Origin of the sequence: Streptomyces sp. NBC_01707 (assembly GCF_041438805.1) — a bacterium.
Classification (GTDB): domain Bacteria; phylum Actinomycetota; class Actinomycetes; order Streptomycetales; family Streptomycetaceae; genus Streptomyces.
In genome coordinates this window covers 3,621,928-3,648,109 of the sequence record NZ_CP109190.1, presented here as the reverse complement: position 1 = coordinate 3,648,109, position 26,182 = coordinate 3,621,928, and the positions used below count along the sequence as shown (strand labels likewise).

Sequence of the window (26,182 nt, the reverse complement as noted above, 5' to 3'; positions counted from 1 at the left end):
GGAGCGCACGGCGTCCCGGCCGTGGCTCCTCGAGTGTGGTCCTCCCTCTGTTCTGCCCAGGGCAGGGCCCGCACTCACGTTTCCCTCCGGCCGCTCCGGTCGTTGGGGGAGCGTGAACCACAACGCGAAGAGGGCAGGAGCGAGCCCGGCCACCGTTCTGACATGGGCAGGACTGCTCGCCGTACTGGCCGTACTGACAGGTTGCACCGACTCGGAACCATTCATCAGCGGGAAGCCGGGATCGTCGCCGTACGCGATCAGGATCACCCCGCAGGACGGGGCCAGGGACATCAGGCCGGACGCCCGGGTCGAGGTGAAGGTGTCCGACGGGCGGCTGGAGCACGTCAAGGTGACGCAGATCGAGGTCGCGGAGCAGCCCGTGGACGCAGATCGGAGCAAGGACGCAGGACAGCGCGAGATGCGGGGGCTGATCTCGCAGGACGGCCTCTCCTGGACCCCGCGCGGCGCCTCGGGCAGGCTCCGCCTGGCCGCCAGGTACAGCGTCGACGTCGTGGCCCTGGACGGTGCGGGGCGCCGCTCGGCCCGGCACTCCACCTTCACCACCACGGTCCCCCAGCACCGATTCACCAGTCGCTTCGAGCCGGACGAGCGGTCGACCGTCGGCACCGGCATGATCGTTTCCTTCCGCTTCGACCGCGTCATCAAGAACCGTGCGGCGGTGCAGCGGGCGATCCGGGTCACCGCCGAGCCTGCGGTCGAGGTGGTGGGGCACTGGTTCGGCGGCGCCCGGCTGGACTTCCGGCCGGCCGCCTACTGGAAGCCGGGCACCGAGGTCACTGTCGCGGTGGCGCTGCACGATGTGGAGGGCGCACCCGGTGTGTTCGGCACCCAGCGGAAGACGGTCACCTTCGTGGTGGGCCGCTCGCAGGTGTCCAGGGTGGACGTGGCCGACCACACCATGGAGGTGCGCCGCGACGGCCGGCTGCTGTCCAAGGTCCCGATCACGGCGGGCGCCCGGGCCACGAGCACGTACAACGGGAAGATGGTGGTCACCGAGATGCAGAAGGTGACCCGGATGGACGGCCGGACCGTCGGCTTCGGCGGTGAGTACGACATCAAGGACGTTCCGCATGCCGTGCGGATCACCGACTCCGGCACTTTCGTGCACGGCAACTACTGGGCGGGCGGTGGCGTCTTCGGTTCGGCGAACGTCAGCCACGGCTGTGTCGGGCTGCAGGATGTGAAGGGCGGCGGCGGGAACACCCCGGCGGGTTGGTTCTTCGACCGGACGATCGTCGGGGACGTGGTCGAGGTCGTCAACTCCGAGGACAAGAAGGTCGCTCCGGACAACGGTCTGGGCGGCTGGAATCTGAACTGGATCCAGTGGAAGGCGGGCTCCGCGCTCCGCTGACCCCGGATCGGCCGGACTCGCACCGGACACCCCCGCGCAGCGCTTCGAACCGTGTGTCACCTGGGGAAGTTCCACTCCAACTTGGGACTGAACGGTGACATCCGAGAGGGGATCTCCCCACGGTCGGTGTGGTTATCTTTCGCTGAGCGCGCATGAGCAGCGCGCGGGGGTGGGAGCCTGCGGGCTCCCTGGGCCTTGGCGGGGCCAGGCCGTGTGAGGGGAGACGACCACATTGAACGGGCAGCCGATATCGGGGACATCGGTCAGGACGAACGGCGGGCGGCGTGGTCGGGGGGCCACCGGACTGCTGGCTCTGGTGCTGGGGGCGCTGCTGCTGCTGGTGACGGCATGCGGCGGGGGGGACACCGACGCCGGGAGCAAGGGCAAGAACACCGGCGGGAGCAAGAGTGAGGACACGACCGCCTCGCAGGCGGTGGTGACCGTCGCACCGAAGGACGGTGCCGACTCCGTCGCCACCAGCGGGGCGCTGAAGATCTCCGCCGATCAGGGCAAGCTGACCACGGTCAAGGTGGCCGACCCGAAGGGCGCCGAGGTCGAGGGCAAGATCGCGGCGGACGGTACGAGCTGGGAGCCCGAGCAGCACCTGGCCGCGGCGACGAAGTACAGCGTCCACGCGGTCGCCAAGGACTCCAAGGGCCGTCAGTCGGCGAAGGACACCACTTTCACCACCCTGGTCCCGAAGAACACCTTCATCGGGCAGTACACGCCGGAGGACGGCTCCACGGTGGGCGTCGGCATGCCGGTCTCGATCCACTTCACACGTGGCATCACCGACCCGGACGCCGTCGAGAAGGCGATCGAGGTGACGGCGGAGCCCTCCGTTCCTGTCGAGGGCCACTGGTTCGGCAACGACCGTCTCGACTTCCGCCCCGAGAACTACTGGGCGGCGGGCACCAAGGTGACCGTGAAGCTCAACCTCGACGGGGTCGAGGGACGCCCGGGGGTCTACGGCAAGCAGGCCAAGACGATCGCGTTCACCATCGGCCGCAGCCAGGTCAGCACCGTCGACGCGAGCACGCACCGCATGAAGGTCGTCCGCGACGGCAAGGAGATCAGGAACATCCCGATCTCCGCGGGCGCCCCGGCGACCACCACGTACAACGGACAGATGGTCATCAGCGAGAAGCTCAAGGTGACCCGGATGAACGGTGACACCGTCGGCTTCGGCGGCGAGTACGACATCAAGGACGTGCCGAACGCGATGCGGCTGTCCACGTCGGGCACGTTCATCCACGGCAACTACTGGGGCGGGCCCGGCGTGTTCGGCTCGACCAACACCAGTCACGGCTGCGTCGGTCTGCAGGACGTACGCGGTGGCTGGAGCAAGACGACCCCGGCGGCGTGGTTCTTCAACCACTCGCTCATCGGCGACGTCGTCGTCGTGAAGAAGTCCCAGGACAAGACGATCCAGCCGGACAACGGTCTCAACGGCTGGAACATGAGCTGGGCGGAGTGGACCAAGTAGTTCCCGACGTACGACACGACGGCGGGCCCGGTGCTGTGACCAACAGCACCGGGCCCGCCGTCGTTAGCGCCGGTTAACCTGCCTCCCATGACCGTAACCCTCGAAGCAAGCGACGGCGTCGGCACGATCCGGCTGGACCGTCCGCCCATGAACGCCCTGGACGTCGCCACCCAGGACCGGCTGCGTGAACTCGCCGAGGAGGCGACCCGGCGCGACGATGTGCGCGCCGTCGTCCTCTACGGCGGCGAGAAGGTGTTCGCGGCGGGCGCGGACATCAAGGAGATGCAGGCGATGGACCACACGGCGATGGTCGTACGGTCCAAGGCGCTGCAGGACTCCTTCACCGCGGTGGCCCGGATCCCCAAGCCGGTCGTCGCCGCGGTCACCGGCTATGCGCTCGGTGGTGGCTGCGAACTGGCGCTCTGCGCCGACTTCCGGATCGCCGCCGACAACGCCAAGCTGGGCCAGCCCGAGATCATGCTCGGTCTGATCCCCGGCGCGGGCGGCACCCAGCGGCTGGCCCGGCTGGTCGGCCCGTCCAAGGCCAAGGACCTGATCTTCACCGGCCGCCATGTGAAGGCCGAGGAGGCCCTGACGATCGGTCTGGTGGACCGGGTGGTGCCGGCGGCCGAGGTGTACGAGCAGGCGCATGCCTGGGCGGCGCGGCTGGCCAAGGGACCCGCCCTGGCGCTGCGCGCCGCGAAGGAGTCCATCGACGCGGGGCTGGAGACCGACATCGACACCGGGCTCACGATCGAGCGGAACTGGTTCGCCGGTCTGTTCGCCACGGAGGACCGTGAGCGCGGTATGCGCAGCTTTGTCGAAGAGGGGCCGGGCAAGGCCAAGTTCCTCTGACCGAAGGTCAGTTGGGCACAGACGGCCGTGGGTTCATCCGTGTGGGCGGATTAGCTGAGCCTTAAGGCAACCTTAAGGCTCAGCGCTTCGGTGACCGGGGCAATCCCGTTCGGACGGCACATACGTGCAGGTCGGAGAGGGTGTCGAGTGGCGCATTCTGCCGCTGGCATATGCCTACCGACCTGCACGGAATGCCTTCTTCCGGGGGAGGGATTCCCCAGGAACGGCCCCGGAGCGCCCGCCGTGCGGCCATGATGGTGTGCATGGCGGGCCTGGAGGGTGTGGAACAGCCGCGACAGCGCGGCGGTGCGACTGCGGCACGCTGGATGTCGGCTGTCGAGGACGAACAGGCGTTCAAGGCGCTGGAGTTGTTCGGAAATCCGACGGAGGGCGAGGTCCGGCTGCCGTCCCGTCCGGAGTCCGCGGCGACCGCTCGCCGGCTCACCTCGTGCGTGGTGCTTCGGCAGTGGGCGCTTTCCCCGCAGACCGCCGAGCATGCCGTTCTGCTCGTTTCGGAACTCGTCGGCAACGCGGTACGGCACACCGGCGCCCGCATCTTCGGGCTCCGGATGCTGCGCCGCCGCGGCTGGATCAGGATCGAGGTGCGCGACCCCTCGCGCGGACTGCCGTGCCTCATGCCGGTCCAGGAGATGGACATCAGCGGCCGCGGTCTCTTCCTCGTCGACAAGCTCTCCGACCGGTGGGGGGTGGATCTGCTGCCGCGCGGCAAGACCACCTGGTTCGAGATGCGGATCTCCGACCGCTGAGCCGGCCGGGCCCGCCGGGCCCCGCCTTCTCCTGTCCGTCCGGACGATGCACAGAAGCCCCCGGTCTGCCGTGGTGCGGCGCCTCGGGGGCTTCTGTGTGGGGACCGTGAAATGGGGGGTGTGTTCACGGCCGCGTAGGACGACCTGGCCCGGGTCAATGGGGGTCGTGGAACCGACTATGGCAGATGGGCGACCGCGGAGCCAAAAGCGCTAATCTGCCGAAACTGTCTATATCTGGACATTTCTACAGTGAATCACAGGTGTGATGGGTCACTGGCCTGGCAATGCATGAATGACTATGTGGTTCCACGGGTGATTCATCGACCATCCAGGTTGCTTGCGGCATGCTCCCGGCCTCCCTGAATCACTATGAATGGGGTCAATTTTCATCTTCCTGGCATTGCGCCCCTACTGTTCTGCCCATGAACGCCTCCGGGACATCGGTGCACCGCCGCAGCGCTCTGCGTTCGGGCGCAGGCGCGGCCCTGGCGGGCGCCTTCGCGACCGGATGTACGGAGGGACACGACGCCGGCGGCACTTCCACGAAGACCTCTGCCGGGACGCCCACGAACGCCTCCGCGCAGGCCACCGGCAAGAGCGACGCGGGCGGGCGGCCCCCGGCTCCGCGACCCGCGCCCGCCCCGCACCGCTTCCCCGGGCAGCCGGTCCAGATCGACCACGGCCCCCGCAACCGCCCGCGCGTCGCGCTGACCTTCCACGGCCAGGGCGACCCGGCCGTGGCCCGGGCCGTGCTCGCAGAGGCGGAACGCGCTCACGCCCGGGTCACCGTCCTCGCCGTCGGCAGCTGGCTCGACGAGCATCCCGACATGGCCCGCCGGATCCTCGACGGAGGGCACGACCTCGGCAACCACACCCAGAGTCATGCCGACATCTCGGCGATGGGCGAAGCGGCGGCGTACGCGGAGATCACCGGCTGCGCCCAGCGGCTGCGCCGGCTCACCGGTTCCATCGGCACCTGGTTCCGGCCCTCGCGCAGCCGGTACGCCACCCCGCTCGTCCAGCGACTCGCGCGCAGGGCGGGCTACCCGCACGTCCTCTCGTACGACGTGGACTCCCTCGACTTCACCTCTCCGGGCGCGGCGGCCGTCACCCGCAAGGTCACCGGGGAGATCCGCAACGGATCGGTGGTGAGCCTGCACTTCGGCTACGCGGACACGGTTGCCGCGCTGCCTGTCCTCCTCAGCGAAATCGACCGCCGTCAACTGCGTGCGGTGACGACTACGGAGCTGCTGACCTGATGCTTCACTCCACCAAGCGCACCGCGGCCCTGCTCGGGGGCGTCCTCGTCGCCGTCCTCGTGGGCTGTGGTACCCCCGCCGAGAAGGGGAAGGCCGAGGCCGGTGGCACCGAGGCCGCCGCGCCGCGCGTCGTCCCGGACAACCCCACCCCGGAGCGCGTCCCCCCGACCGGACTCGCGGGGATGCCGCCGGTGCTCGATCCCAAGGACGTGTACGCGGCCGACCGGGCCGGAATGATGTCACCGGTCGTCAAGAACTTCCCGGCGCGCGTGTACGTACCCAACACCAGGTCCGACACCGTCTCGGTCATCGACCCGAAGACGTACAAGGTCATCGAGACCATCCCGGTCGGCCACCAGCCGCAGCACGTCGTCCCGTCCTGGGACCTGAAGACGCTCTGGGTCAACAACGACCTCGGCGACAGCCTCACGGCCATCGACCCGGCCACCGGGAAGGCCGGCCGGACGGTCGCGGTCTCCGACCCGTACAACCTGTACTTCACGCCGAACGGCAAGTACGCCGTCGTGATGGCCTCGATGGACCGGCAGCTGGTCTTCCGTGACGCGCACACCATGAAGACGGCCAGGACCGTGCCGGTCGACTGCGCGGGCGTCAATCACGCCGACTTCTCCACGGACGGCCGGTACTTCATCGTCTCCTGCGAGTTCTCCGGCGAACTCCTCAAGGTCGACACAGCCGGGATGAAGGTGATCGGCCGGCAGAAGCTGCCGCTCAAGGGCGCGATGCCGCAGGACGTGAAGCTGTCGCCGGACGGCGGGACGTTCTACATCGCGGACATGATCGCGAACGGCATCTGGGTGCTGGACGGGCAGAAGTTCGACAGACCGAAACTGCTGCGTACCGGCAAGGGTGCCCACGGTCTGTACGTCAGCCGCGACTCCAAGCAGATGTACGTCACCAACCGTGGTGAAGGCAGCATCTCCCTCTTCGACTTCGCGAAGAGGAAACTGACGAAGAAGTGGCACCTGCCGAACGGCGGCAGCCCCGACATGGGTGGCGTCTCGGCGGACGGCAAGGTCCTCTGGCTGTCCGGGCGTTACAACGCCGAGGTGTACGCGATCGACACGGCCACCGGCAGGCAGCTCGCCCGGATCCCGGTGGGCAGCGGGCCTCATGGACTCGCCGTCTATCCGCAGCCCGGCCGTTACTCGCTCGGTCACACCGGAGTCTTCCGCTGATCGCCCGGCCATCCCGGCATCGTCCGTCCATCCGCCGAGGGCCCCGCGGGTCAGCCCGCGATCAGCAGGGCCTCCGAGCCGACCGGCCGGTAGCCCGCCGCCTGGAACGTCCGCACACTGCGGGCGTTCCCCGGCGACTGCTGCGCCCACACCACCGTGTCCGGCACCAACTGCCGGGCCGCTCGCGCCAGCCGCTCCCCGAGCCGTCGGCCGCGCGCCTCCTCGGCCACCTCGATCGCCGTCTCCCAGCGTCCGGCGACCCCACGGCCCAGAATCAGCACACCGCCGTCGGTGGCCCAGACCCGCACCTCGTCGCGGTACTTCATGGCCCTTGCCACCCGCGGATGTTCCGGGTCCTCGATCTCCCGGAGCCCGATGTCCGGGTCCCCCGGCAGCGCGCCCGCGACCGTCAGCAGATCGATGGTGTTCATGTGCCGTCCGGTACGGGCGAGCAGCGCGCCCAGGAAGTACGGGTTCATTGTCGCGGCGAGCGGATCACCGGGGGTGGCGGCCAGTGTGGCCCGTACCCATGCCGGATCCTCGTCGGTGAACACCACCGAGTGCGCGGTGAAGGCCAGCACCCCGGCGTCCCGTGCGTTCGGCTGCGCCACCACCGTCGTGCCCCCGTCCGGCGGGGGGAACCGTCCGTGCGCGGCAGCTGTCAGGGTCTGAGCCAGTGCGTCCTTCGTCAAGCGTCCCACTCCCCGGTCCGGACCCCGCCCGCCGTCCGCGGACACCTCACCCATGATGGACGACCGGCCGCCGCGATCCGCGCCGGTCGCGCCCGTTAATCTGGCCCCCGTCAGTTAGGCATGATGAAGGGGCGGAACAGTGGCGGACATCGAGTCGGCGCGCAAGGCTTTCGAGCGGTACGACCTGAACGGCGACGGGCTGATATCCGCCGCCGAGTACAAGAGCGTGATGGCTCAGCTGGGTGACCCCTACGTCACCGAGCCGGTGGCCCAGGCCGTCATCAACTCCCACGACGCGAACGGTGACGGTCTGCTCACCTTCGACGAGTTCTGGGCTGCCCAGAACAAGGGCTGACCGCCGGGAGGACCCCCGGCCTGGTCGGCCGGGGGCCGCCGGACGCGTAACCGCTCAGCTTTCCGGACCGAACACGTCCGCCCGGGCGGGCGACCCGCCGGAAGAGATCAGGGAATCTGCCCGCCCGCAGCGGCGCACATCCTTGGCCGGCCGGGCGCCGGTTCGGCGTGCACTGCCGCCGGCGGGCGCCGGTGACGTATACCGGCGCCCCTGGACGACCGCCGCGGCGAGGGCCTTCTCTCGGATGAGGCCGGAATCAGGGCGGTCCGGATCCGGCCTGGCCCGGAACCCGGCTCCCGGCCGGTCAGGCGGCGAAGTTCCGGGACAGGGAGTGCTGTTCGTCGACCTCCATCAGGTCGGGTCGGGTGTACCGCTCCGCCCGTGCGTGGTAGTCGAAGTCTCCGCGGACGAGCCCTCGATAGTCCTGGACACAGCGTTCGAGGGCGGCGCGTGCCGGGCCGTCGATGCGTGCGGCCTCTATCTCCTCGACGAGTTCCTTTTCCGCTCGCTGCACCCGGTCGGCGATCCTCGCCAGCCATATCCCGGCCTCTTCGACGGCCTCCTGCAGTGTGCCGCCGCGGTCCCGCTGAATGAGCCGGACAGTGTTGTGCTCGTAACCGAGCACGGCTTCTTTCTCAAATGAACAGATGTCGTTGCAGAGTCCCGAGTGATCGGCCACCGCATTGCGCAGTGCGATGTACGCGGGAAGGGAGCGGGCGGATTCCGGGAGATCTATTCCGGCAGTGATTTCGTGCAGGTCGAGGAACGGCTGCATGGCCACCGAGTCGCGGCGGTGCTTCACGAAGTCGGCGGTGCTCGGCACATGGCCCGCGGCCCGGTCGACGGCCTCCGCGTAGTACGTCCACAGCCAGCCGACCGTGTCCCGGCGGAACTGCCGGACCCAGCGCAGCGACCGCCCCTCGCAGGTCCGCATCATCAGACCGTCGAGAGCGTGCTCCATGGGGCCGTTCGGCGCGCTGGTCCCGTCGAGCACGTCCACCAGCCGGGCGATGGCTTCCTCGCACAGGTGCGGGTCACGGCCGGCCGGGCCGTCGTCGAACTCGTCGTCCACCAGGAACGCCCAGAAGAGCCACTGGCAGAAGAGATCGAGGTGTTCCTGCGAGGCCGCCGGGAATATCAGGGATATCCAGAGCTCCGGGCGCGTCCGGATCATCTTCTTCTGAGCCACCGGGGACAGGACGAGATCGTTTTCGGCCGCCCACTCCCAGGCGGATTGTTTGGTTGTCTGAATGCCTGGATTGCAGCCCGTGCTCTCGAATGGCATATGGAATTCTGGAAGCGTGATTTTGCTCATGGTGCCCCTCGTCTGAACGTTGCGAACAGGGAATGGGAATGAGTCGCTTTCACGAATCAGTGCAGGCGCGCGGGCGATCGATTCCGGGAGAGCTCATCGCTGTCCTCTTTCCTCGGTCGGGGCCGGGGCCTCGGAGCCGGGCCGGTCGGCCACTGCGGCGGACCGCATACGGACAGCGATCGCGTCACCACTCGTCACATCCAGTGAACCCTGAGAGAGCGGTGGATGGAAGCAGTTCGTGACCGAAACTGCTTGATCGCCATGAACGCCTGCTCACTTATGAGCAGTTGGTGAACTGTTGGGTCGAGCGACTCGCCGACCGGGGTGTCGGGTCCGGCCGGATCGCCCAGGAGCCGTCCCCGCCACGACAGGCAGGTGGGAGTGCCCTCGTCCGGACAACCCCGAGCCCGGACGAGGGCCAGGGATCAGGACAGGGCGAGCTCGGTGACGTTGTCGTCCTCGTGGACCCAGGCGGCGGTCAGGCTGCCGTCCTTCACGTATGCCCTGCCGTTGCCCTTGAGGACGCCGATGCGGTCGCCGGAGAGGGCGATCTGAATGACGTTGTCCGCCTCGTGAGCCCATGCGGCGCTGAGACGGCCGTCCTTCACGTACGCCTTGCCGTTGTCCTTGAGGATGCCGATGCGGTCGCCGGAGAGCTCGAGCTGGATGACGTCGCTGCCCTCCCTCGCATACGTGGCCTTGAGGCTGCCGTCCTTCACATACGCCCTGCCGTCGCCGGTGAACACCCCGATGCGGTCGCCCGCCAGGTCGATGTCGACGATGTCGCCGCCCTCGTAGGCCCAGGCGGCGTTGAGACGGCCGTCCTTCACGAACGCGTCGCCGTTGGCCTGGACGATGCCGATGCGGTCGCCGGCCAGCTCCAGCTCCTTCACCTTGGCGGCTTCGTGGACCCAGGCGGCGGTCAGGCCGCCGTCCTTCACGTAGGCGTCGCCGTTGTCCTTGAGGACGCCGATACGGTTGCCGGAGAGCGCGATCTGCTTGACGTTCGAGGCTTCCTTGACCCAGCCGGCGTTGAGGCCGCCGTCCTTCACGTACGCGTCGCCGTTGCCCTTGAGGACCCCGATGCGGTCGCCGGAGAGCGCGATCTGTTTGATGCTGGTGCTCTCCAGGGTCCAGATGGCACTGAGGCCGCCCTCCTTGACGTGCGCGTCGCCGTCGGACTGCACCGTTCCGATGCGGTTGCCGCCGTTGCCCGAGACCGTTCCGGGCGCCGCCGTGGCGGATCCGGCCCCGATGAGACCGGCGACGGTCAGCGCAGCGGCGACGGCGAGCATTCTGGATTTCATTGATGGTTCTCCATCGAGTCGGCCGGGGAACCACGGGACGGTCCCCGAAGCGGAATTTCTCGCAAGATCAACGACCGGCGCGGAGAGATGATGTGCACTGTCACCCGGTCAGACGGCGTGCGCCGGGCGTACATGCCGCGGGCAGCGGGCGATCCGCGGGGCCGGGCTGTTCCGCATGCCCGGGCACCCGGCGGATGCGGGCCGGGCGGCGGATACCGACCGGGCAGGACGAGTTGCCGGACCGGACCGCGGGAGGTCGCCGGCCGGGGAGCACCTGGCCGACCCGGCCGGGAGACACGGGGCACCGGGCATCCCGGCCCCCGGCCGGCGTCAGGGCCGACGGTTCAGGGAAGGGCCTGTTCCGCCCAGATGGTCTTTCCTCGGGCGGTGAAGCGGGTACCCCAGCGGCCGGCCAGTTGCGCGACGAGGTACAGGCCGCGGCCACCTTCGTCGGCGAGATCCGCCTGGCGCAGGTGGGGGGCTGTGCTGCTGTCGTCGGTGACTTCGCAGATGAGGGTCCGGTCCCGGATCAGACGTTGCCGGACGGGGCCCGTGGCGTAGCGGATGGCGTTGGTGACCAGCTCGCTCACCAACAGTTGCGTGGTGAAGTCGAGTTCCTGCAGTCCCCAGGTGGCCAGTTGCCGGCTGGTGAGGCTGCGGGCGTTGCTGACGACGGAAGGGTCGTTGGGCAGGGTCCAGGACGCGACCTGGTCGGCGGCGAGGGCGCGGGTGCGGGCCAGGAGCAGGACGACGTCGTTGTCGGGCGTGAGGGGGTGCTGCGCCCGGATGATGGCGTCGCAGGTGTCCTGGAGTGCGGGGAGCGGGCTGCCCAGGACGCGGCGCAGTCGGGTCAGGCCCTGTTGCGGATCGCTGTCGTGCGTCGCGATGAGGCTGCTGGTGAACAGGGCGAGGGTGCTGCCCTCGGGGATCTCCAGCTCGCTCGATCCGTAGGGCGGACGGCCGCTTCCCAGCGCCGGTCCGGCAGGAACGTCGGGTATGGCGACCGCTCCCTGGGGCGACGCGATGACGGGGGCGGGGTGGCCGGCGCGTGCCAGCGTGCAGCGCCGGGAGATCGGGTCGTAGACCGCGTACACACATGTCGCGCCGATCGCCTGTTCGCGCGTCGGGTGTGTGCGGGCCGAGGGCGCACCGCGGCCGGCGGCGCCCGTCACCAGGTCGTCGAGGTCTGCGAGCAGTTCGTCGGGGGCCAGGTCCTGGGCGGCCAGGGTGTTGATGGCGGTGCGCAGTTGGCCCATGGCGGCGGCGGCATGCATGCCGTGTCCCGGCACGTGTCCGACGACGAGGGCCACGCGCGCCCCGGACAACGGGATCACGTCGTACCAGTCTCCTGCGGCGGCGGACACGTGGTGCAGGGCGACTTCGACGGCGTTCTGGGCAGGGAGGTCCTGCGGCAGCAGGCTGGAGCGCAGGATGAGGGCGGCGGTGCGTTCACGGGTGTACCGGCGCGCGTTGTCGATGCACAGGGCGGCCCGGGCGCCGAGATCCGCCGTGAGGGCGAGGATGCCCTCGTCGAACGGGTCCGGTGCGGCGGTCCGGTAGAAGCTGGCCAGGCCGAGGACGACCCCGCGGGCGGTGAGGGGTACGACCATGAGCGAATGGGCCCCGGTCCGGCGGATCAGCTCGGCACGCCGGGCGTCGTGCACGGCCCACTCGTCGTCGATCTCCAGGCGCTGCACGAGGCGGGGCCGCAGATCGGCGAGGCAGTCCTGGAAGAACCGCGGATACGACAGGTTGACCTCTCCGACACGGTAGGCGACCGATGCGTGTTCCCCTTCGGTGGATTTGAAGGCCGCACGTCGCAGCACGGCGTGGGAGCTCACCGGACCGGGTTGCGGAGTCTTCCCCTCCAGCACTTCGTCGAGGATGTCCACGACGGCGATGTCGGCCAGGCTCGGCACCGCGACCCCGACCAGTTCCTCGCACGTCCTCCACATGTCCAAGGTGGTGCCGATCCGGGTGCTCGCGTCGAGGAGCAGGTCCAGGCCCGCGCGGGCCCGATACCGCTCGGAGATGTCGGTCGATGCCGCCAGCAGGCCGAGCACGCCGCCGGCGCGGTCCTGCAGACGGTAGAGCGAGACGGAATAGATGTGCTCGTGATCGGGGTCGGAGGGGGGCCGCCCGGCATGCTCGACGTCGATCACGGGCCGGCCCGTGTCCAGGACCTCCCGCAGCATCCGCTCCAGTGCGTCGTCGACCAGACCCGGCGCCACCTCGCGGACCGGCCGGCCGATGACCTCGTCACCCAGCAGACCGCGCACACCCGGCGCGGCGGTGTTGAACCGCATGAGCCGCAGATCGGGATCAAGGACCTGCAGGCCGAGCGGGGACTGGGTCAGTACCGCGCGCAATACCGCGCTGTCGATACTCGGCCCGCCGAAACACCCCGCCGGGGTCAGAAGCACGGACCACCACACGGCATCACCCTCACCGACCATGGGCCACACCTGGATGCCGACCGCGAGCCCCCGCCCGGACCGGTGACGGACGGCCGGCTCACCGGCGGACTTCGTCACCTCGGATGCCCCTCGATCCGTGTGCTCACCGGGCCCGGTCAGCAGGACCGACACCCGGCGCCCCAGCACCTCCTCGGCCGAGTAGCCGAGCAACGCCTGCGCCTGCGAGCTCCACTCGACCACGACCCCGTGGTCGTCCACCACCAGCCGTGCGCCCTGAGCCGCAACCGACCCGTCCTGGCAACCGGCGGGGTCATCACGTGTGCTCATCCGTGCCAGTGCCTCCTTACGGACAACACCTCGGCGCACCCCGGCCACGCCCGGTCCACTGCACCCGTCGCACCCCACCGGCGTCATCCGCTACCGCAGGGAACGTGGAGTTCCTGGGGCCACCTACCCAATATGCCGTGGCGTCCGGCTCGGCGCAGCGCAGGCAGCCCCCCGCGGGTCCGGAGACCCTTCAGGGGCCTCCGGCTCCGTCCGGGGGACCTTCCGGGGCGATCCGCCGTGCGGGCGGGGAGGCCCCCGGTGGCACTGATGAATGAGAAGCCTCTGGGCAGCGGCCGTTTCTCAGCACTCGATGATGTTCACGGCGAGCCCGCCGCGCGCGGTCTCCTTGTACTTCACGCTCATGTCCGCCCCGGTCTCCTTCATGGTCTTGATGACCTTGTCGAGGGAGACCTTGTGGGTGCCGTCGCCGCGCAGCGCCATCTTCGCCGCAGTGACGGCCTTGACCGCCGCCATGCCGTTGCGCTCGATGCACGGGATCTGGACGAGGCCGCCGACCGGGTCGCAGGTGAGGCCGAGGTTGTGTTCCATGCCGATCTCCGCGGCGTTCTCGACCTGCTCGGCGGAGCCGCCGAGGACCTCGGCGAGGGCGCCCGCAGCCATGGAGCAGGCGGAGCCGACCTCGCCCTGGCAGCCGACCTCGGCGCCGGAGATCGAGGCGTTCTCCTTGAACAGCATGCCGATGGCGCCCGCCGCGAGGAGGAAGCGGACGACGCTGTCCTCCTTCTCGGCCTCGGTGGCGCCGCCTGCCGCGAAGTTCATGTAGTAGTGCAGCACGGCCGGGATGATGCCCGCGGCACCGTTGGTCGGGGCGGTGACGACGCGGCCGCCCGCGGCGTTCTCCTCGTTGACCGCCATCGCGTAGAGGGTGATCCACTCCATCGCGTGGGCCTGCGGGTCGCCCTCGGCGCGCAGCTGGCGTGCGGTGTTCGCGGCGCGGCGGCGGACCTTGAGGCCGCCGGGCAGGATCCCCTCGCGGGACATGCCGCGCGACACGCACGCCTGCATGACGCGCCAGATGTCGAGCAGGCCGGAGCGGATCTCGTCCTCGGTGCGCCACGCGCGCTCGTTCTCCAGCATCAGCGAGGAGATCGACAGTCCGGTGTCCCTCGCGAGCCGTAGCAGTTCGTCGCCGGTGCGGAAGGGGTGCTTGAGGACGGTGTCGTCGAGAACGATCCGGTCCTCGCCCACCGCGTCCTCGTCCACGACGAAGCCGCCGCCGACGGAGTAGTACGTCTTCTCCAGCAGCGGAGCGCCCTCGTGGTCGTACGCGAAGATCGTCATGCCGTTGGCGTGGTACGGCAGTGCCTTGCGGCGGTGCAGGACCAGCTGCTCGTCGGCGTCGAAGTCGATCTCGTGCATGCCGAGGAGGTTGAGCCGCCCGGAGGCACGGATCTCGGCCACCCGGTCGTCGGCGGACTCGACGTCGACGGTACGGGGGGACTCGCCCTCCAGGCCGAGCAGGACGGCCTTGGGCGTGCCGTGGCCGTGTCCGGTGGCACCGAGCGAGCCGAACAGCTCGGCGCGTATCGAGGCGGTGTGGGCGAGCAGGCCCTCGTTCTTCAGCCGGCGCGCGAACATACGGGCCGCGCGCATCGGGCCGACCGTATGGGAGCTGGACGGGCCGATGCCGATCGAGAACAGGTCGAAGACCGAGATGGCCACGGGTGACTCCTAAGGGGTTGGTAGACGTCGTTGTCTGCCGGGTGGTGCGGTACGGACCGGGCAGTCCGAAGAGCAGGGGGGACAAGGGATGGGGCACCGCGCTCACTGTCCAGTGTGCGCGGTGCCCCGCCTCAAACGTACAGAACCGCTTCCCGGACTACTTCAGGCCGGGGTACAGCGGGAACTTCTCGGCCAGCGCGGTGACGCGGGCCTTGAGGTCGTCCGCGTCGTACGAGGGCTTCAGGGCCGACGCGATGATCTCGGCGACCTCGGTGAAGTCCTCGGTCCGGAAGCCGCGGGTGGCCAGGGCCGGCGTACCGATCCGCAGACCCGAGGTGACCATCGGCGGCCGCGGGTCGTTCGGGATGGCGTTGCGGTTGACCGTGATGCCGAGCTCGTGGAGCCGGTCCTCGGCCTGCTGGCCGTCCAGCTCGGAGTTGCGCAGGTCGACGAGGACCAGGTGGACGTCGGTACCGCCGGAGAGGACGGAGACGCCGACCTCGGTGACGTCCGGCTGCACCAGACGGTCGGCGAGGATGCGGGCGCCGTCCAGGGTGCGCTGCTGGCGCTCCTTGAACTCCTCGGTCGCCGCGACCTTGAACGAGACCGCCTTGGCCGCGATCACGTGCTCCAGCGGACCACCCTGCTGACCGGGGAAGACGGCAGAGTTGATCTTCTTGGCGAGCTCCTGCGTCGACAGGATGACGCCACCGCGCGGACCGCCGAGGGTCTTGTGCGTGGTGGTCGTGACGACATGGGCGTGCGGCACCGGGTTGGGGTGCAGACCCGCGGCCACCAGGCCCGCGAAGTGCGCCATGTCGACCATCAGGTACGCGCCGACCTCGTCCGCGATGCGGCGGAAGGCGGCGAAGTCCAGCTGCCGGGGGTACGCCGACCAGCCGGCGACGATCAGCTTCGGCTTGGACTCCTTGGCCAGACGCTCGACCTCGGCCATGTCCACGACGCCGGTGTCGTCCACGTGGTACGGGACCACGTTGTAGAGCTTGCCGGAGAAGTTGATCTTCATGCCGTGGGTCAGGTGACCGCCGTGGGCCAGGTTCAGACCCATGATCGTGTCGCCCGGCTTCAGCAGCGCGAACATCGCGGCGGCGTTGGCCTGCGCACCCGAGTGCGGCTGGACGTTCGCGGCCTCGGCGCCGAACAGGGCCTTGATCCGGTCGATGGCGATCTGCTCGACCACGTCGACGTGCTCGCAGCCGCCGTAGTACCGGCGGCCCGGGTAGCCCTCGGCGTACTTGTTGGTGAGGACGGAGCCCTGGGCCTCCATGACCGCGACCGGAGCGAAGTTCTCCGAGGCGATCATTTCGAGAGTGGACTGCTGACGGTGGAGCTCGGCGTCGACGGCAGCGGCGACGTCCGGGTCCAGCTCGTGGAGGGAGGAGTTGAGAAGCGACATCAGGTGGTCCCTTGGGGTCTTTAGTTGCCGGAGAACTCGGAGTACTCGTCTGCGGAGAGCAGGTCCTTCGGCTCTTCCGTGATGCGTACCTTGAACAGCCAGCCGCCCTCGAAGGGAGCGGAGTTCACCAGCGCCGGGTCGTCCACGACGTCCTGGTTCGCGGCGGTGACCTCGCCGGTCACCGGCGAGTACAGGTCGCTGACGGACTTGGTCGACTCCAGCTCACCGCAGGTCTCGCCCTCGGTCACCGTGTCACCGACCTCGGGGAGCTGGGCGTAGACGACGTCGCCGAGCGCGTTGGCCGCGAACTCGGTGATACCGATCGTGGCCACACCGTCCTCGACGGCCGACAGCCACTCGTGCTCCTTGCTGTAACGCAGCTGCTGGGGGTTGCTCATGACCTGAATTCTCCTGTACGCGGGGGAGTGCTGATGAACGGTGGTCTTACGGGCTGAGACGCGACTACGTCACTTCTGCCGCTTGTAGAACGGCAGGGTCACGACCTCGTACGGCTCGTGGCTGCCGCGGATGTCCACTCCGACGCCCGTGGTCCCGGGCGCGGCGTGCGCGGCGTCCACGTACGCGATGGCGATCGGCTTGCCGAGGGTCGGGGACGGGGCGCCGGAGGTGACCTGGCCGATGACCTCCCCCTCGGCGACGACGGGGAAACCGGCGCGCGGCACCCGGCGGCCCTCGGCGATCAGGCCGACCAGCTTGCGCGGCGGGGCGCTCTCGGCGCGCTCGGCGGCGGCCTCCAGTGCCTTGCGGCCGACGAAGTCGCCCTCCTTCTCGAACTTCACGACCCGGCCCAGACCGGCGTCGAACGGCGTCAGCTCGGTGGTCAGCTCGTGCCCGTACAGCGGCATGCCCGCCTCCAGGCGCAGCGTGTCACGGCAGGACAGACCGCACGGGATGAGGCCGTGCGGGGCGCCCGCCGCGGTGAGGGCCTGCCAGAGCTGCTCGGCGTGCTCGGGGGCGACGAACAGCTCGAAGCCGTCCTCGCCGGTGTAGCCGGTGCGGGCGATCAGCGCGGGCACACCGGCGACGGTGCCGGGCAGCCCCGCGTAGTACTTCAGACCGTCCAGGTCGGCGTCGGTGACCGAGGACAGGATGGCGGGGGACTCGGGGCCCTGGACGGCGATCAGCGCGTACGCGTCGCGGTCGTCGCGCACCGCGGCGTCGAACCCGTCGGCGCGGGCGGTCAGCGCGTCCAGCACGATCTGGGCGTTCCCGGCGTTGGCGACGACCATGTACTCGGTCTCACCGAGGCGGTAGACGATCAGGTCGTCCAGGATCCCACCGTCCTCGGCGCAGATCATCGTGTAGCGGGCGCGGCCGACGGCGACGGTGCCGATGTTGCCGACCAGCGCGAAGTTCAGGAACGCCGCTGCCTGGGGGCCGGTGACGGTGATCTCGCCCATGTGCGACAGGTCGAAGAGGCCGGCCTTCGTGCGCACCGCGTTGTGCTCGTCGCGCTCACTCGCGTACCGCAGCGGCATGTCCCAGCCCGCGAAGTCGGTCATGGTCGCGCCCAGCGAGCGGTGCAGGGCGTCGAGGGCGGTGAGACGGGGGGCGTTGCTCATAGGTGTGGCTCCCAGGGCATGACGACGAGGACGATCCCTCCCCATCTGTCATCGGAACCTGAGAGGTTCGCCGAGAGACCCTGACGGGTTCGGCTTGCACCTTGGGTGGAGCCGCCGAGGCGGCCCGCTTTTCAGATCTGCCTCATCCACGCGGTACGGGGCCTGAGAGATTCAAGGGAGGATCTTGCTCCTTCGGCGCCCGGCACAGTCGATGGCCGGAACTCTCCCGCGCGGATTCAAGCGGCCTTTATGCAGTTGGCGGGGTCATCATCGCACGCATTGCGGAAGAGTGGGGCGTCGGTACCGTTCCTAGCCAGTGTGCGTCAGTGGGTCGTGGACCCACTGCTGCGTGCTGGGCGCATCCCGAGCGGTTTTGGATGCGCTGGGTTCCCGCTTTCGCTTCCCGCTCGGCGGCGGCTCTCCGGGGGGCCGGTCCGTGGTGGGTGGGCGGGTTCCCTCACGTCCCCGGTCGCCTGGTGCGGCCTGGGCGGTCCGAGGCCCCGCACGATCACTCCGGTCGTGTGGGGGCGGTGCCGTCCGACGCCGGATCGGGTGTCCGAGGGCGCGTCTCCCGATCGCGATACCCGCGGCATCGTGACGGGACATCTTCCGGCGCGGGGTGGCCAGCGGTTTCTGCCAGTGCTGGCTACCCCACATGCTGGTGTAGGCGGGGTCGACCGCGACGATCGCAAGGCCCTGTTCTGCGGCCATGGAGACGAGCCGGGCCTTGAGTTTGCCGGTGGGCATGCCGGAGATGAGCTGCCTGAACCGCTTCCTGCTGCCGTGCTTCTCGCGGGTCTTCTCAGGCGTGAAGTCGAGGTCTTCGATGCCGATCGCGGCGACACCGACACGCTGGGCCCAGTTGATCAGACGGGTCAAGGCGTGGCGGATCTGTGCGTCGCGGTGACCGGCGGTCCCGGACAGGTCGTAGCCGAAGCGGTGCGGCTCGCCGGCCGGGTTGCCGTGCCGGTCGAGCCGGTAGGCGGCGAAGTGGTCCGCGTTGCTGTCGACGCCGATCATCCCCCGGGCGCGGGCGGTCTCCAACGGGATCGTCTGCACCACGGGGCGTTGCCAGGATGCGGTGAGGTACCAGCGGCCGCGCTCGACGTCGAGGTGGATGCGGTAGGCCACGGCCCGGTTGGCTTCGATGCGGTCGGCCCAGTCCTGGCCCCGGTGCGCAAATGCGATGTGGGAGGTGAGGGTGTACCGGCCGTGCTGGGTGTTGGCCAGGTGCGCGAGCGGGGCAGGCAGTTTGATGCTGACCTCGCCGTCCGGCGTAACACGGATCGTCTCGTTCCCGAACCGCTTCCCCGACTCACCATCGGCAGCGAGGAACCAGCGTTCCGCTTCCCGGCGTTCCCGCCATTGGTCTTCGGTGAGCTGGGCCTGGGTGAGGTGGTGGCGGGTGTTGAGGAGACGTTTGCCGCCCCGTACCACCCGCACCCGCCCGGCCTGTCGGTCGGCGACGGCAGCGGCGTGGCGGTCTTCCAGTATCGAGGCGGCGGGACTTGCGGAACCACTCACCCTTGGAGCGGTAGCCGCCTGCCGCGCGCTTGGTGCCCTTCTCCCCGATCGGGAGGGACAGGCGGTGCCGCAGCGTCTTGATCCCGGCTTCCAGCTTCTGGATGTCCGCCGCCTGGCAACGGCGGGCCAGCGCCCACTGGTCGTGCGTGGCCTTGGTGATCGCACCCGCGATCCGCGACGACGACAGTGCGGTCAGCTCCCGCTTACGCGCTGCCCAGGTGTCCGCACCGTGCTCCAGACCATCCGCACAGCGAGCCCTGAGATCACCGGAGGCCGGCGCACCCTGATGCGCACCGACCGCACGCAGCACCATCTCGTACTGGGACGTGAGGTGCTTGAGACGGTCCCGGACCGCCACCCCGCAAGGCCCGGGCACCACAAAGGAACCCGCTACCTTCCGCACACCACCTACTAACATCACCCCCTCAAGGCCAGACATCTGGCCCAACGAGCAGCAGCCGCCGAAGGTCACCCATTCGACCCCAGCACCCCCGTTCCCCATCCAGCAAACCCACCGACAGAATTCACTCCCGCTCGCCACCACTCACTTCAGCTCAGTGAACCGACAGCAGCTCACAACCTCGTGAGGGAAACGAACGGTGGGACGGTTGTCTCGCATTGCCTTTTCTTTACACTTCGAGGGCAGGCGTGGTCGACCGACAGGGGGAGGGCAATGACGTTGCAGCGGTACGCGACGACCGCGGGGGTCGCGCACGGCGCGATGGCCGCGCAGCCGGGCACACCTGTCCGGGAAAGGCTCGGCACGCACGCGCCCGTCGTGCGCGATCTGCGCGAGCGCGCCGGGCGCAGTCCGCGCGGCCTGCACTTCGCCGCGGGCGATGTGGTGGTGGTCTCCGGGCTGCCGGGCAGCGGCAAGTCGACGCTCATCCAGCGAGCGGTGAACGTACGGGCCATCGACTCCCAGGACACCCGGGACCGCTGGGCGCGACGAATGCCCCGCTTACTCCCGTACGCCCTCTACCGCCCGCTGGTCCGTGTCGCCCACTACTGGGGGCTCTGGCGCGCGCTGCGCTCCGGTGACCCGGTCGTGGTCCACGACTGCGGCACCCAGGCGTGGGTACGGGGCTGGCTGGCCCGGGACGCGCGACGCCGCGGCCGTGTCCTCCACCTCGTGCTGCTGGACGTCACCGCGCAGGTGGCGAGGGAGGGCCAGCGTGAGCGCGGACGCGGAGTCTCCGGTTACGCCTTCGCCCGGCACCGCAGAGCCGTCGGCAGGCTGCTGCGGGACACCGAGGCCGGCATCCTGCCGCCCGGCTGCTGCTCGGCGGTGCTGCTGGACCGGGAGGCGGCCGGGATGCTGACCCGGATCACATTCGCCGACACCAGCCCCTGAGGGCTGTGCCGCCCGTCGGCGCGGAGGGGCGCGCGGGAGTTACTGTTCTGCGGCAAGCCATGGGGCGAGAAAGGGAAGCAGTGGACATTCCGGCACCGGTCCAGACCCATCCGCAGGGCGGATGGCCGGCCAATGAGCTCGAAGAGGTGCTCGGGGCCTCGCTCGGCAGCCCGGAGGCGGGCGGCCGGCTCGTCGAGGTGCTCGGCCGCAGCCACCTCTGGGTGCCGCTTCCCAACGGCGGCGGTCCCGACGCGCCGTCGCTCGATCTGCCCACGGTGGAGATCGAGGGCGCGGCGTACGTACCTGTCTTCAGCTCCGAACAGCAGTTCCTGAGCTGCGTCGGCACCCATATGTCCTTCACCGTGGCGCCTGCCCGCGAATTCGCCCGCGGACTGCCCCCGCAGCTCGGCATAGCCGTGAACCCGGGTGGCGCCGTCGGCATGCCGCTGCCGCCGCCCGCCGTCGCCGAGCTCTGCCGCGCCGGACGCACCTCTCTGGACGGGCCGGCCAGCGGCGGCCGTGTCCGGCTGTACGAGCCGGACTGGCAGGAGGAGCCCGTCGACTTCCTCGCCGCCGCGGCCGGCGAATTCGAGGAGAGCGGTGTCGTGCTCACCGCCCGCCGCGCGCTGGCCAGCATCGAGGGCGGCGACCCCGTCCTCTTCATAGGTGTCGAGTTCTCGACGTGGGACGGCGCCGGGCGCAACGCCCCGATGGACGCCCTGGGCCGCGCGCTCGGCCGTGTCGAGGTGCCCTGGCCGGTCAACCTGGTCCTGCTGGACGTGGCGCAGGACCCGGTCGCCGACTGGATGCGGGCCAGGGTCCGGCCGTTCTACCAGCGTGAGGGCCGCTGAGCGGCCGGTTGTCCCCTTGCCGTAGCCCGGCGGCCGGTGCGCGACCCGTCGGCCTGTGACGTCAAGTCGGTGTCAGGGACGCCGCTTAAGCTGGTTTGATGGCTAGTGCCTCGGCCACCGTGCCACACCCGTGTGCCCCGGGAGCGGCAGGCCGACACAGTGGATCGAAGAGGGGCGGGACCCAGGGTGAGTGCGTCAGGCACCGCGGCGGCCGGGCAGGTCGAGCACATGCTGCGTCAAGTGACGCCCGGGCGCTACGACGCGTACGAGGCGTTGCTGCGAGCCCTCGCCCAGGACCGGATCTGGATGCTGCTCTGGCACGGCCAGGCCGGATCGCCGGACGCCCAGTACGGGAACATGGAGATCGACGGGCTCGGCTACGCCCCCTGTGTGACCTCGGCCCAGGAACTCGCGGCCAGTGGCTGGAACCGGGCCCATGAGGTGGTCACCGGCGTCGACATCGCCCGCGCCCTCTTCCCCGACCGCTGGGGCATCTGGCTCAACCCGCACGCCCCCGGCGGCGGCGTCGGCATTCCCTGGCTGGATCTGAGACGGATCGCCACCGGCCTCGACCGGATGCCTGCGGGCCCGCTCCGGCTCACCGAGCCGGCCATCGAGATCCCGCAGTTCTACGCACTGCTGTCGCAGAACGCCCATCACACCCCTGCGATCCGCTCGCTGCGCCGCGCCTGGGTGCAGCCTGCGCTGGGTGTCCCGTATCTCGCCATCGGTCTCGATCTCTACGACACGAGTCAGTCCTCCGTCGACACGGTGCGAGCGATGATGCAGCAGTCGATCGGCGCGGTCCCGGACGGGCTTCCCGTCTCGACCGTCGCCATGTCCGACGAGTACGACCCGGTCGCGATGTGGCTGCGCGCCAACGCCCGCCCGTTCTACGACCGCGAGGCACACGCCCAGGCCGGTCCGCCGCCCGCAGCCGGTTCCGCCTACGGGTACCCCTTCGGGTAGCTGAGCCGGAGGCGCCCGGCTTCGTTCCGCCGCGTCCCCGACGGGCAGGCGGGCCCGGTGAGTTGCCCCGGGCCGCGCGCCGACTCAGCCGAAATCGGTTGAGCTACCGGCAAATGACATCACCGAAGCTCAAGTCCGGGCATTTCCTGCCTACCGGAGCATCCGGCGTGTCCAGTGAATCCTGGGGCAACTGGCCGGAAAACAGTGGCGGTTGGAAAGCCTGAAACCGCTCCTGGAACAACGCTGTCCGGATTACGGAACCCTTCTGACCTCATCACGTTTGAGCAAACATTCCCCGTCAGGTCTGGCGGGTGATCGCAGGCGCGTTGAAGACTCCCCGGACAGAGGGATGTCGGATCCGGTGCGGAGCGCTCCGGAACAGCACGCCGTCCCTCGGCACCACCTGAACCACCCGGCAACACGGCAGCAACGGACCGCACCGTCGACCCGGGCGGCCGCCAAGCATCGTCGGCAACCGTCGGCATGGGCAAGCACGAGGGACGATGACCGCACCCATAGAGACCACTGAATCGCAGGCCGGTTCTCAGCCCGAGTCTGTGCTGAAGGGCGTCAAGACCTCACAGATCGAGGGTCGTTCGCTAGGACGGATCGCCTGGAACCGCTTCAAACGCGACAAGGTGGCAGTCGCCGGCGGCATCGTTGTCATCCTGCTCGTGCTGTTGGCCGTGCTCTCCAAGCCGATCCAGGCGATGTTCGGTCTCGACCCCAACGAGTTCCACCAGGACCTGATCGACCCGGCGTTGCTGTCACCCAAGGGCTCCTGGGGCGGCATGAGCTGGGATCATCCGCTCGGTGTCGATCCGCAGTACGGACGCGACATCCTGTCCCGCATCATCGAGGGCTCCTGGGTGTCCCTCCTCGTCGCGGGCGGCGCGACCCTGGTCTCCGTGATCATCGGTGTGATCATGGGCGTCACCGCGGGCTTCTACGGAGGCTGGGCCGACAGCCTCATCAGCCGCACGATGGACGTCTTCCTCGCCTTCCCGCTGCTCCTCTTCGCGATCTCCATCTCGGCCTCGCTCCAGGACGGAGCGTTCGGACTGTCGGGTCTGCCGCTCAGGATCGCGGTGCTGATCTTCGTCATCGGCTTCTTCAGCTGGCCGTACATGGGCCGGATCGTCCGCGCCCAGACGCTCAGCCTGCGCGAGCGGGAGTTCGTGGAGGCGGCCCGAAGCCTGGGCGCCCGCGGCCCGTTCATCCTGCTGCGGGAGCTGCTGCCCAACCTGGTCGCGCCCATCCTGGTCTATTCCACGCTGCTGATCCCGACGAACATCCTCTTCGAGGCGGGGCTCAGCTACCTGGGTGTCGGAATCGCTCCGCCGCAGGCCTCCTGGGGAGGCATGCTCTCCACGGCCGCCGAGATCTATCAGGCCGATCCGCAGTACATGATCGTGCCGGGTCTGGCGATCTTCATCACCGTTCTGGCGTTCAATCTGCTGGGTGACGGGCTTCGTGATGCCCTCGACCCGCGCAGCAAGTAATCCGCGGCACCTGCCAAATCTTCTGCCGCAACCATCGATCGAGGGGGCATTCCTCAGGTGAAGACCAAAAGAGCGACAGCTGCGATCGCCACAGCTGTGGCACTCGCGCTGGGGGCAACCGCCTGTGGCGGTTCGGACAGCGACAGCAAGAGCAAGGGTGGTAGCAGTGGCGCCACCGACGCCGCGCTGACCTCCGTAGTCAACAAATCCGACAAGAAGGGTGGCACGCTCTCCCTCGCACTGTCGGACGAGCCGGACTCCCTCGACCCCGGCAACACGTACTACGGCTGGGTGCAGAACTTCGCGCGCCTCTACGGCCGTACGCTGACCAGCTTCAAGCCGGCCGCCGGCGGCGCCGGTCTGGAGGTCGTCCCGGACCTCGCGGAGTCGCTGGGCAAGCCCAGCGCCGACGCGAAGACGTGGACGTACACCCTGAAGAAGGGCCTGAAGTACGAGGACGGTTCGCCGATCACCTCGAAGGACATCAAGTACGCCATCGAGCGGAGCAACTTCTCGCCCGAGGCGCTGTCTAACGGCCCGACGTACTTCAAGGCGCACCTCATCGGCGGCGACAAGTACAAGGGTCCGTACAAGGACAAGAGCGCGGACGGCATCGCGTCCATCCAGACCCCGGACGACAGCACCATCGTCTTCAAGCTGAAGGACGCCTTCGCGGACTTCGACTACCTCGCGACCTTCTCGCAGACGGCCCCCGTGCCGGCCGCGAAGGACAAGGGCGCCGAGTACGTCCAGCACATCGTGTCGTCGGGCCCGTACAAGTTCGCTTCGTACGAGGAGGGCAAGAGCGCCAGCCTCGTCCGTAACGAGAACTGGGACCCGAAGACGGACCCGATCCGCCCGGCCCTGCCGGACAAGATCAACATCCGCTTCAAGGTCAAGCAGGAGACGGTCGACAACGACCTTCTCGCGGACAACCTCACGGTGGACGCGGCCGGCACCGGTGTCGCCCCGGCGACGCAGCCCAAGGTCCTGACCGACCAGAAGCTCAAGAAGCAGACGGACAACGCGTACGCGGGCGCCACCTCGTACATCGGTCTGAACGTGCACGTGAAGCCGTTCGACAACATCCACTGCCGCAAGGCCGTTCAGTGGGGTATCGACAAGGCATCGGTCCAGGCCGCCCAGGGTGGCGACCCGAAGGGTGACGTCGCGACGACGCTGCTGCCGCCGACCGTCAGTGGCTACAGCAAGTTCGACCTGTACGAGACCGCGGGTCACAAGGGCGACATCGAGAAGGCCAAGGCCGAGCTGAAGGAGTGCGGCCAGCCCAACGGGTTCGAGACCAACATCTCCGCCCGCTCCGACCGTCCGGCCGAGATGTCGATGGTCACCGCGGTCCAGGCGTCCCTGAAGAAGATCGGCGTCACCGCCAACATCAAGACGTTCCCGGGCGGCAAGTACTTCCAGAACTTCGCCGGTAACCCGAGCTACGTCCACGAGCACAAGCTCGGCATGATCATGACCGCGTGGGGCGCCGACTGGCCGACCGGCTTCGGCTTCCTGGACCAGATCATCAACGGCTCGGCCATCAAGCCGACCGGTGGCAACAACGTCCAGGAACTCGACGACCCGGCGATCAACAAGGCGCTCAACGAGGCCATCGCCAACACCGATGACGCCGCCCGTGCGAAGGCCTGGGGCGACATCGACAAGCTGGTCGCTGAGAACGCCTCCGCCGTGCCGCTCGTCTACCGCAAGAACCTGCTGCTGCGTCCGGTCTCCGCGACCAACGTCACGGTCACGCAGGCATACCTCGGCATGTACGACTACCTGCTGATGGGCTCCTCCAAGTAACTGCCGGGCCTGTCCGCCGGGCTGATTCATTCGGGGGGCGACCCCCGTACCCCCGAAAGTTCGAAAGGCAGGTGAAGGTTTCGGTGTCCGCCGGACCGGGTGCTCCTCGGAGCGCCCGGCCGGCGGACACCGC

Annotated in this window: 20 protein-coding genes, 1 pseudogene and 1 riboswitch; of the genes and pseudogenes, 12 read left to right on the top strand and 9 right to left on the bottom strand. The window is 69.1% G+C overall.

Annotated features, from left to right (window positions below; genetic code table 11):
* Positions 1–112 precede the first annotated feature (112 nt).
* From OG963_RS16365 to OG963_RS16340, 6 genes are all read left to right on the top strand, one after another.
* Positions 113–1,372, top strand: a complete 1,260-nt coding sequence (locus OG963_RS16365) for an Ig-like domain-containing protein (protein WP_371799193.1) — start codon at positions 113–115, stop codon at positions 1,370–1,372.
* A gap of 232 nt (positions 1,373–1,604) precedes the next feature.
* Positions 1,605–2,858: an Ig-like domain-containing protein gene (locus tag OG963_RS16360; protein WP_093772439.1), complete on the top strand. Its 1,254-nt coding sequence runs from the start codon at positions 1,605–1,607 to the stop codon at positions 2,856–2,858.
* Between the two features lie 87 nt (positions 2,859–2,945).
* Positions 2,946–3,713: an enoyl-CoA hydratase/isomerase family protein gene (locus tag OG963_RS16355; RefSeq protein WP_093772437.1), complete on the top strand. Its 768-nt coding sequence runs from the start codon at positions 2,946–2,948 to the stop codon at positions 3,711–3,713.
* Between the two features lie 251 nt (positions 3,714–3,964).
* Positions 3,965–4,480: an ATP-binding protein gene (locus OG963_RS16350; RefSeq protein ID WP_030931035.1), complete on the top strand. Its 516-nt coding sequence runs from the start codon at positions 3,965–3,967 to the stop codon at positions 4,478–4,480.
* Positions 4,481–4,902: 422 nt separating this feature from the next.
* Positions 4,903–5,739 (top strand): polysaccharide deacetylase family protein, encoded by an 837-nt coding sequence (locus OG963_RS16345; RefSeq protein WP_093772435.1) that lies wholly within the window; start codon positions 4,903–4,905, stop codon positions 5,737–5,739.
* The gene (locus OG963_RS16340) at positions 5,739–6,938 is read left to right on the top strand and encodes a YncE family protein (RefSeq protein WP_093772433.1); all 1,200 of its coding nucleotides are present in this window, start codon (positions 5,739–5,741) and stop codon (positions 6,936–6,938) included. Before OG963_RS16345 ends, OG963_RS16340 begins: the two co-directional genes overlap by 1 nt.
* 50 nt (positions 6,939–6,988) lie before the next feature.
* Here the strand turns inward: OG963_RS16340 and OG963_RS16335 are convergent, their stop codons facing one another.
* Complete coding sequence (locus OG963_RS16335) at positions 6,989–7,630, bottom strand: GNAT family N-acetyltransferase (protein ID WP_030931026.1); 642 nt, start codon at positions 7,628–7,630, stop codon at positions 6,989–6,991.
* 139 nt (positions 7,631–7,769) lie between these two features.
* Here OG963_RS16335 and OG963_RS16330 point away from each other — a divergent pair, with 139 nt between their 5' ends.
* Positions 7,770–7,985, top strand: a complete 216-nt coding sequence (locus OG963_RS16330) for an EF-hand domain-containing protein (RefSeq protein ID WP_018102550.1) — start codon at positions 7,770–7,772, stop codon at positions 7,983–7,985.
* 304 nt (positions 7,986–8,289) lie between these two features.
* Here the strand turns inward: OG963_RS16330 and OG963_RS16325 are convergent, their stop codons facing one another.
* From OG963_RS16325 to OG963_RS16290, 8 genes and pseudogenes are all read right to left on the bottom strand, one after another.
* Entirely contained in the window at positions 8,290–9,270 is a 981-nt protein-coding gene (locus OG963_RS16325; protein ID WP_093772431.1) for a terpene synthase family protein, read from the bottom strand.
* 455 nt (positions 9,271–9,725) lie between these two features.
* Positions 9,726–10,607, bottom strand: coding sequence for a peptidase S1 (locus OG963_RS16320; protein WP_093772429.1), 882 nt, complete (start codon positions 10,605–10,607; stop codon positions 9,726–9,728).
* A gap of 344 nt (positions 10,608–10,951) precedes the next feature.
* Positions 10,952–13,351 (bottom strand): SpoIIE family protein phosphatase, encoded by a 2,400-nt coding sequence (locus OG963_RS16315; protein WP_177309196.1) that lies wholly within the window; start codon positions 13,349–13,351, stop codon positions 10,952–10,954.
* Positions 13,352–13,651: 300 nt separating this feature from the next.
* On the bottom strand, positions 13,652–15,034 hold the full coding sequence (locus tag OG963_RS16310) for an L-serine ammonia-lyase (RefSeq protein ID WP_030931010.1): 1,383 nt from the start codon (positions 15,032–15,034) through the stop codon (positions 13,652–13,654).
* A 157-nt stretch (positions 15,035–15,191) separates the two neighbouring features.
* Positions 15,192–16,451 (bottom strand): serine hydroxymethyltransferase, encoded by a 1,260-nt coding sequence (glyA, locus tag OG963_RS16305; protein WP_030931007.1) that lies wholly within the window; start codon positions 16,449–16,451, stop codon positions 15,192–15,194.
* A 20-nt stretch (positions 16,452–16,471) separates the two neighbouring features.
* On the bottom strand, positions 16,472–16,849 hold the full coding sequence (gene gcvH / locus OG963_RS16300; RefSeq protein WP_030931004.1) for a glycine cleavage system protein GcvH: 378 nt from the start codon (positions 16,847–16,849) through the stop codon (positions 16,472–16,474).
* Positions 16,850–16,918: 69 nt separating this feature from the next.
* The gene (gene gcvT, locus OG963_RS16295) at positions 16,919–18,034 is read right to left on the bottom strand and encodes a glycine cleavage system aminomethyltransferase GcvT (RefSeq protein ID WP_093772425.1); all 1,116 of its coding nucleotides are present in this window, start codon (positions 18,032–18,034) and stop codon (positions 16,919–16,921) included.
* 141 nt (positions 18,035–18,175) lie between these two features.
* Positions 18,176–18,273: riboswitch (glycine riboswitch) on the bottom strand.
* A gap of 70 nt (positions 18,274–18,343) precedes the next feature.
* Positions 18,344–19,976 (bottom strand): annotated as a pseudogene (locus OG963_RS16290) (IS200/IS605 family accessory protein TnpB-related protein).
* A 255-nt stretch (positions 19,977–20,231) separates the two neighbouring features.
* Here OG963_RS16290 and OG963_RS16285 point away from each other — a divergent pair.
* The 5 genes from OG963_RS16285 (at position 20,232) to OG963_RS16265 (ending at position 26,049) form a co-directional block, all read left to right on the top strand.
* Complete coding sequence (locus tag OG963_RS16285; protein ID WP_093772423.1) at positions 20,232–20,912, top strand: AAA family ATPase; 681 nt, start codon at positions 20,232–20,234, stop codon at positions 20,910–20,912.
* A gap of 80 nt (positions 20,913–20,992) precedes the next feature.
* Positions 20,993–21,763 carry an enhanced serine sensitivity protein SseB gene (locus tag OG963_RS16280; protein ID WP_093772421.1) on the top strand — a complete coding sequence of 257 codons (771 nt, stop codon included), beginning with the start codon at positions 20,993–20,995 and terminating at the stop codon, positions 21,761–21,763.
* A gap of 186 nt (positions 21,764–21,949) precedes the next feature.
* The gene (locus OG963_RS16275) at positions 21,950–22,732 is read left to right on the top strand and encodes an enhanced serine sensitivity protein SseB C-terminal domain-containing protein (RefSeq protein WP_030930993.1); all 783 of its coding nucleotides are present in this window, start codon (positions 21,950–21,952) and stop codon (positions 22,730–22,732) included.
* Between the two features lie 503 nt (positions 22,733–23,235).
* On the top strand, positions 23,236–24,234 hold the full coding sequence (locus OG963_RS16270; RefSeq protein WP_093772419.1) for an ABC transporter permease: 999 nt from the start codon (positions 23,236–23,238) through the stop codon (positions 24,232–24,234).
* Positions 24,235–24,291: 57 nt separating this feature from the next.
* The gene (locus OG963_RS16265; protein WP_093929352.1) at positions 24,292–26,049 is read left to right on the top strand and encodes an ABC transporter substrate-binding protein; all 1,758 of its coding nucleotides are present in this window, start codon (positions 24,292–24,294) and stop codon (positions 26,047–26,049) included.
* The last annotated feature ends 133 nt before the right edge of the window (positions 26,050–26,182 follow it).

Bases quoted from the DNA above. Each gene is read 5' to 3' on its own strand.
- OG963_RS16340 (WP_093772433.1), top strand. From the start codon at position 5,739: ATGCTTCACTCCACCAAGCGCACCGCGGCCCTGCTCGGGGGCGTCCTC.
- gcvH (WP_030931004.1), bottom strand. From the start codon at position 16,849: ATGAGCAACCCCCAGCAGCTGCGTTACAGCAAGGAGCACGAGTGGCTG.
- OG963_RS16320 (WP_093772429.1), bottom strand. From the start codon at position 10,607: ATGAAATCCAGAATGCTCGCCGTCGCCGCTGCGCTGACCGTCGCCGGT.
- gcvT (WP_093772425.1), bottom strand. From the start codon at position 18,034: ATGAGCAACGCCCCCCGTCTCACCGCCCTCGACGCCCTGCACCGCTCG.
- OG963_RS16325 (WP_093772431.1), bottom strand. From the start codon at position 9,270: ATGCCATTCGAGAGCACGGGCTGCAATCCAGGCATTCAGACAACCAAA.
- OG963_RS16350 (WP_030931035.1), top strand. From the start codon at position 3,965: ATGATGGTGTGCATGGCGGGCCTGGAGGGTGTGGAACAGCCGCGACAG.
- OG963_RS16270 (WP_093772419.1), top strand. From the start codon at position 23,236: ATGACCGCACCCATAGAGACCACTGAATCGCAGGCCGGTTCTCAGCCC.
- OG963_RS16355 (WP_093772437.1), top strand. From the start codon at position 2,946: ATGACCGTAACCCTCGAAGCAAGCGACGGCGTCGGCACGATCCGGCTG.
- OG963_RS16315 (WP_177309196.1), bottom strand. From the start codon at position 13,351: ATGAGCACACGTGATGACCCCGCCGGTTGCCAGGACGGGTCGGTTGCG.
- OG963_RS16345 (WP_093772435.1), top strand. From the start codon at position 4,903: ATGAACGCCTCCGGGACATCGGTGCACCGCCGCAGCGCTCTGCGTTCG.
- OG963_RS16285 (WP_093772423.1), top strand. From the start codon at position 20,232: ATGACGTTGCAGCGGTACGCGACGACCGCGGGGGTCGCGCACGGCGCG.
- glyA (WP_030931007.1), bottom strand. From the start codon at position 16,451: ATGTCGCTTCTCAACTCCTCCCTCCACGAGCTGGACCCGGACGTCGCC.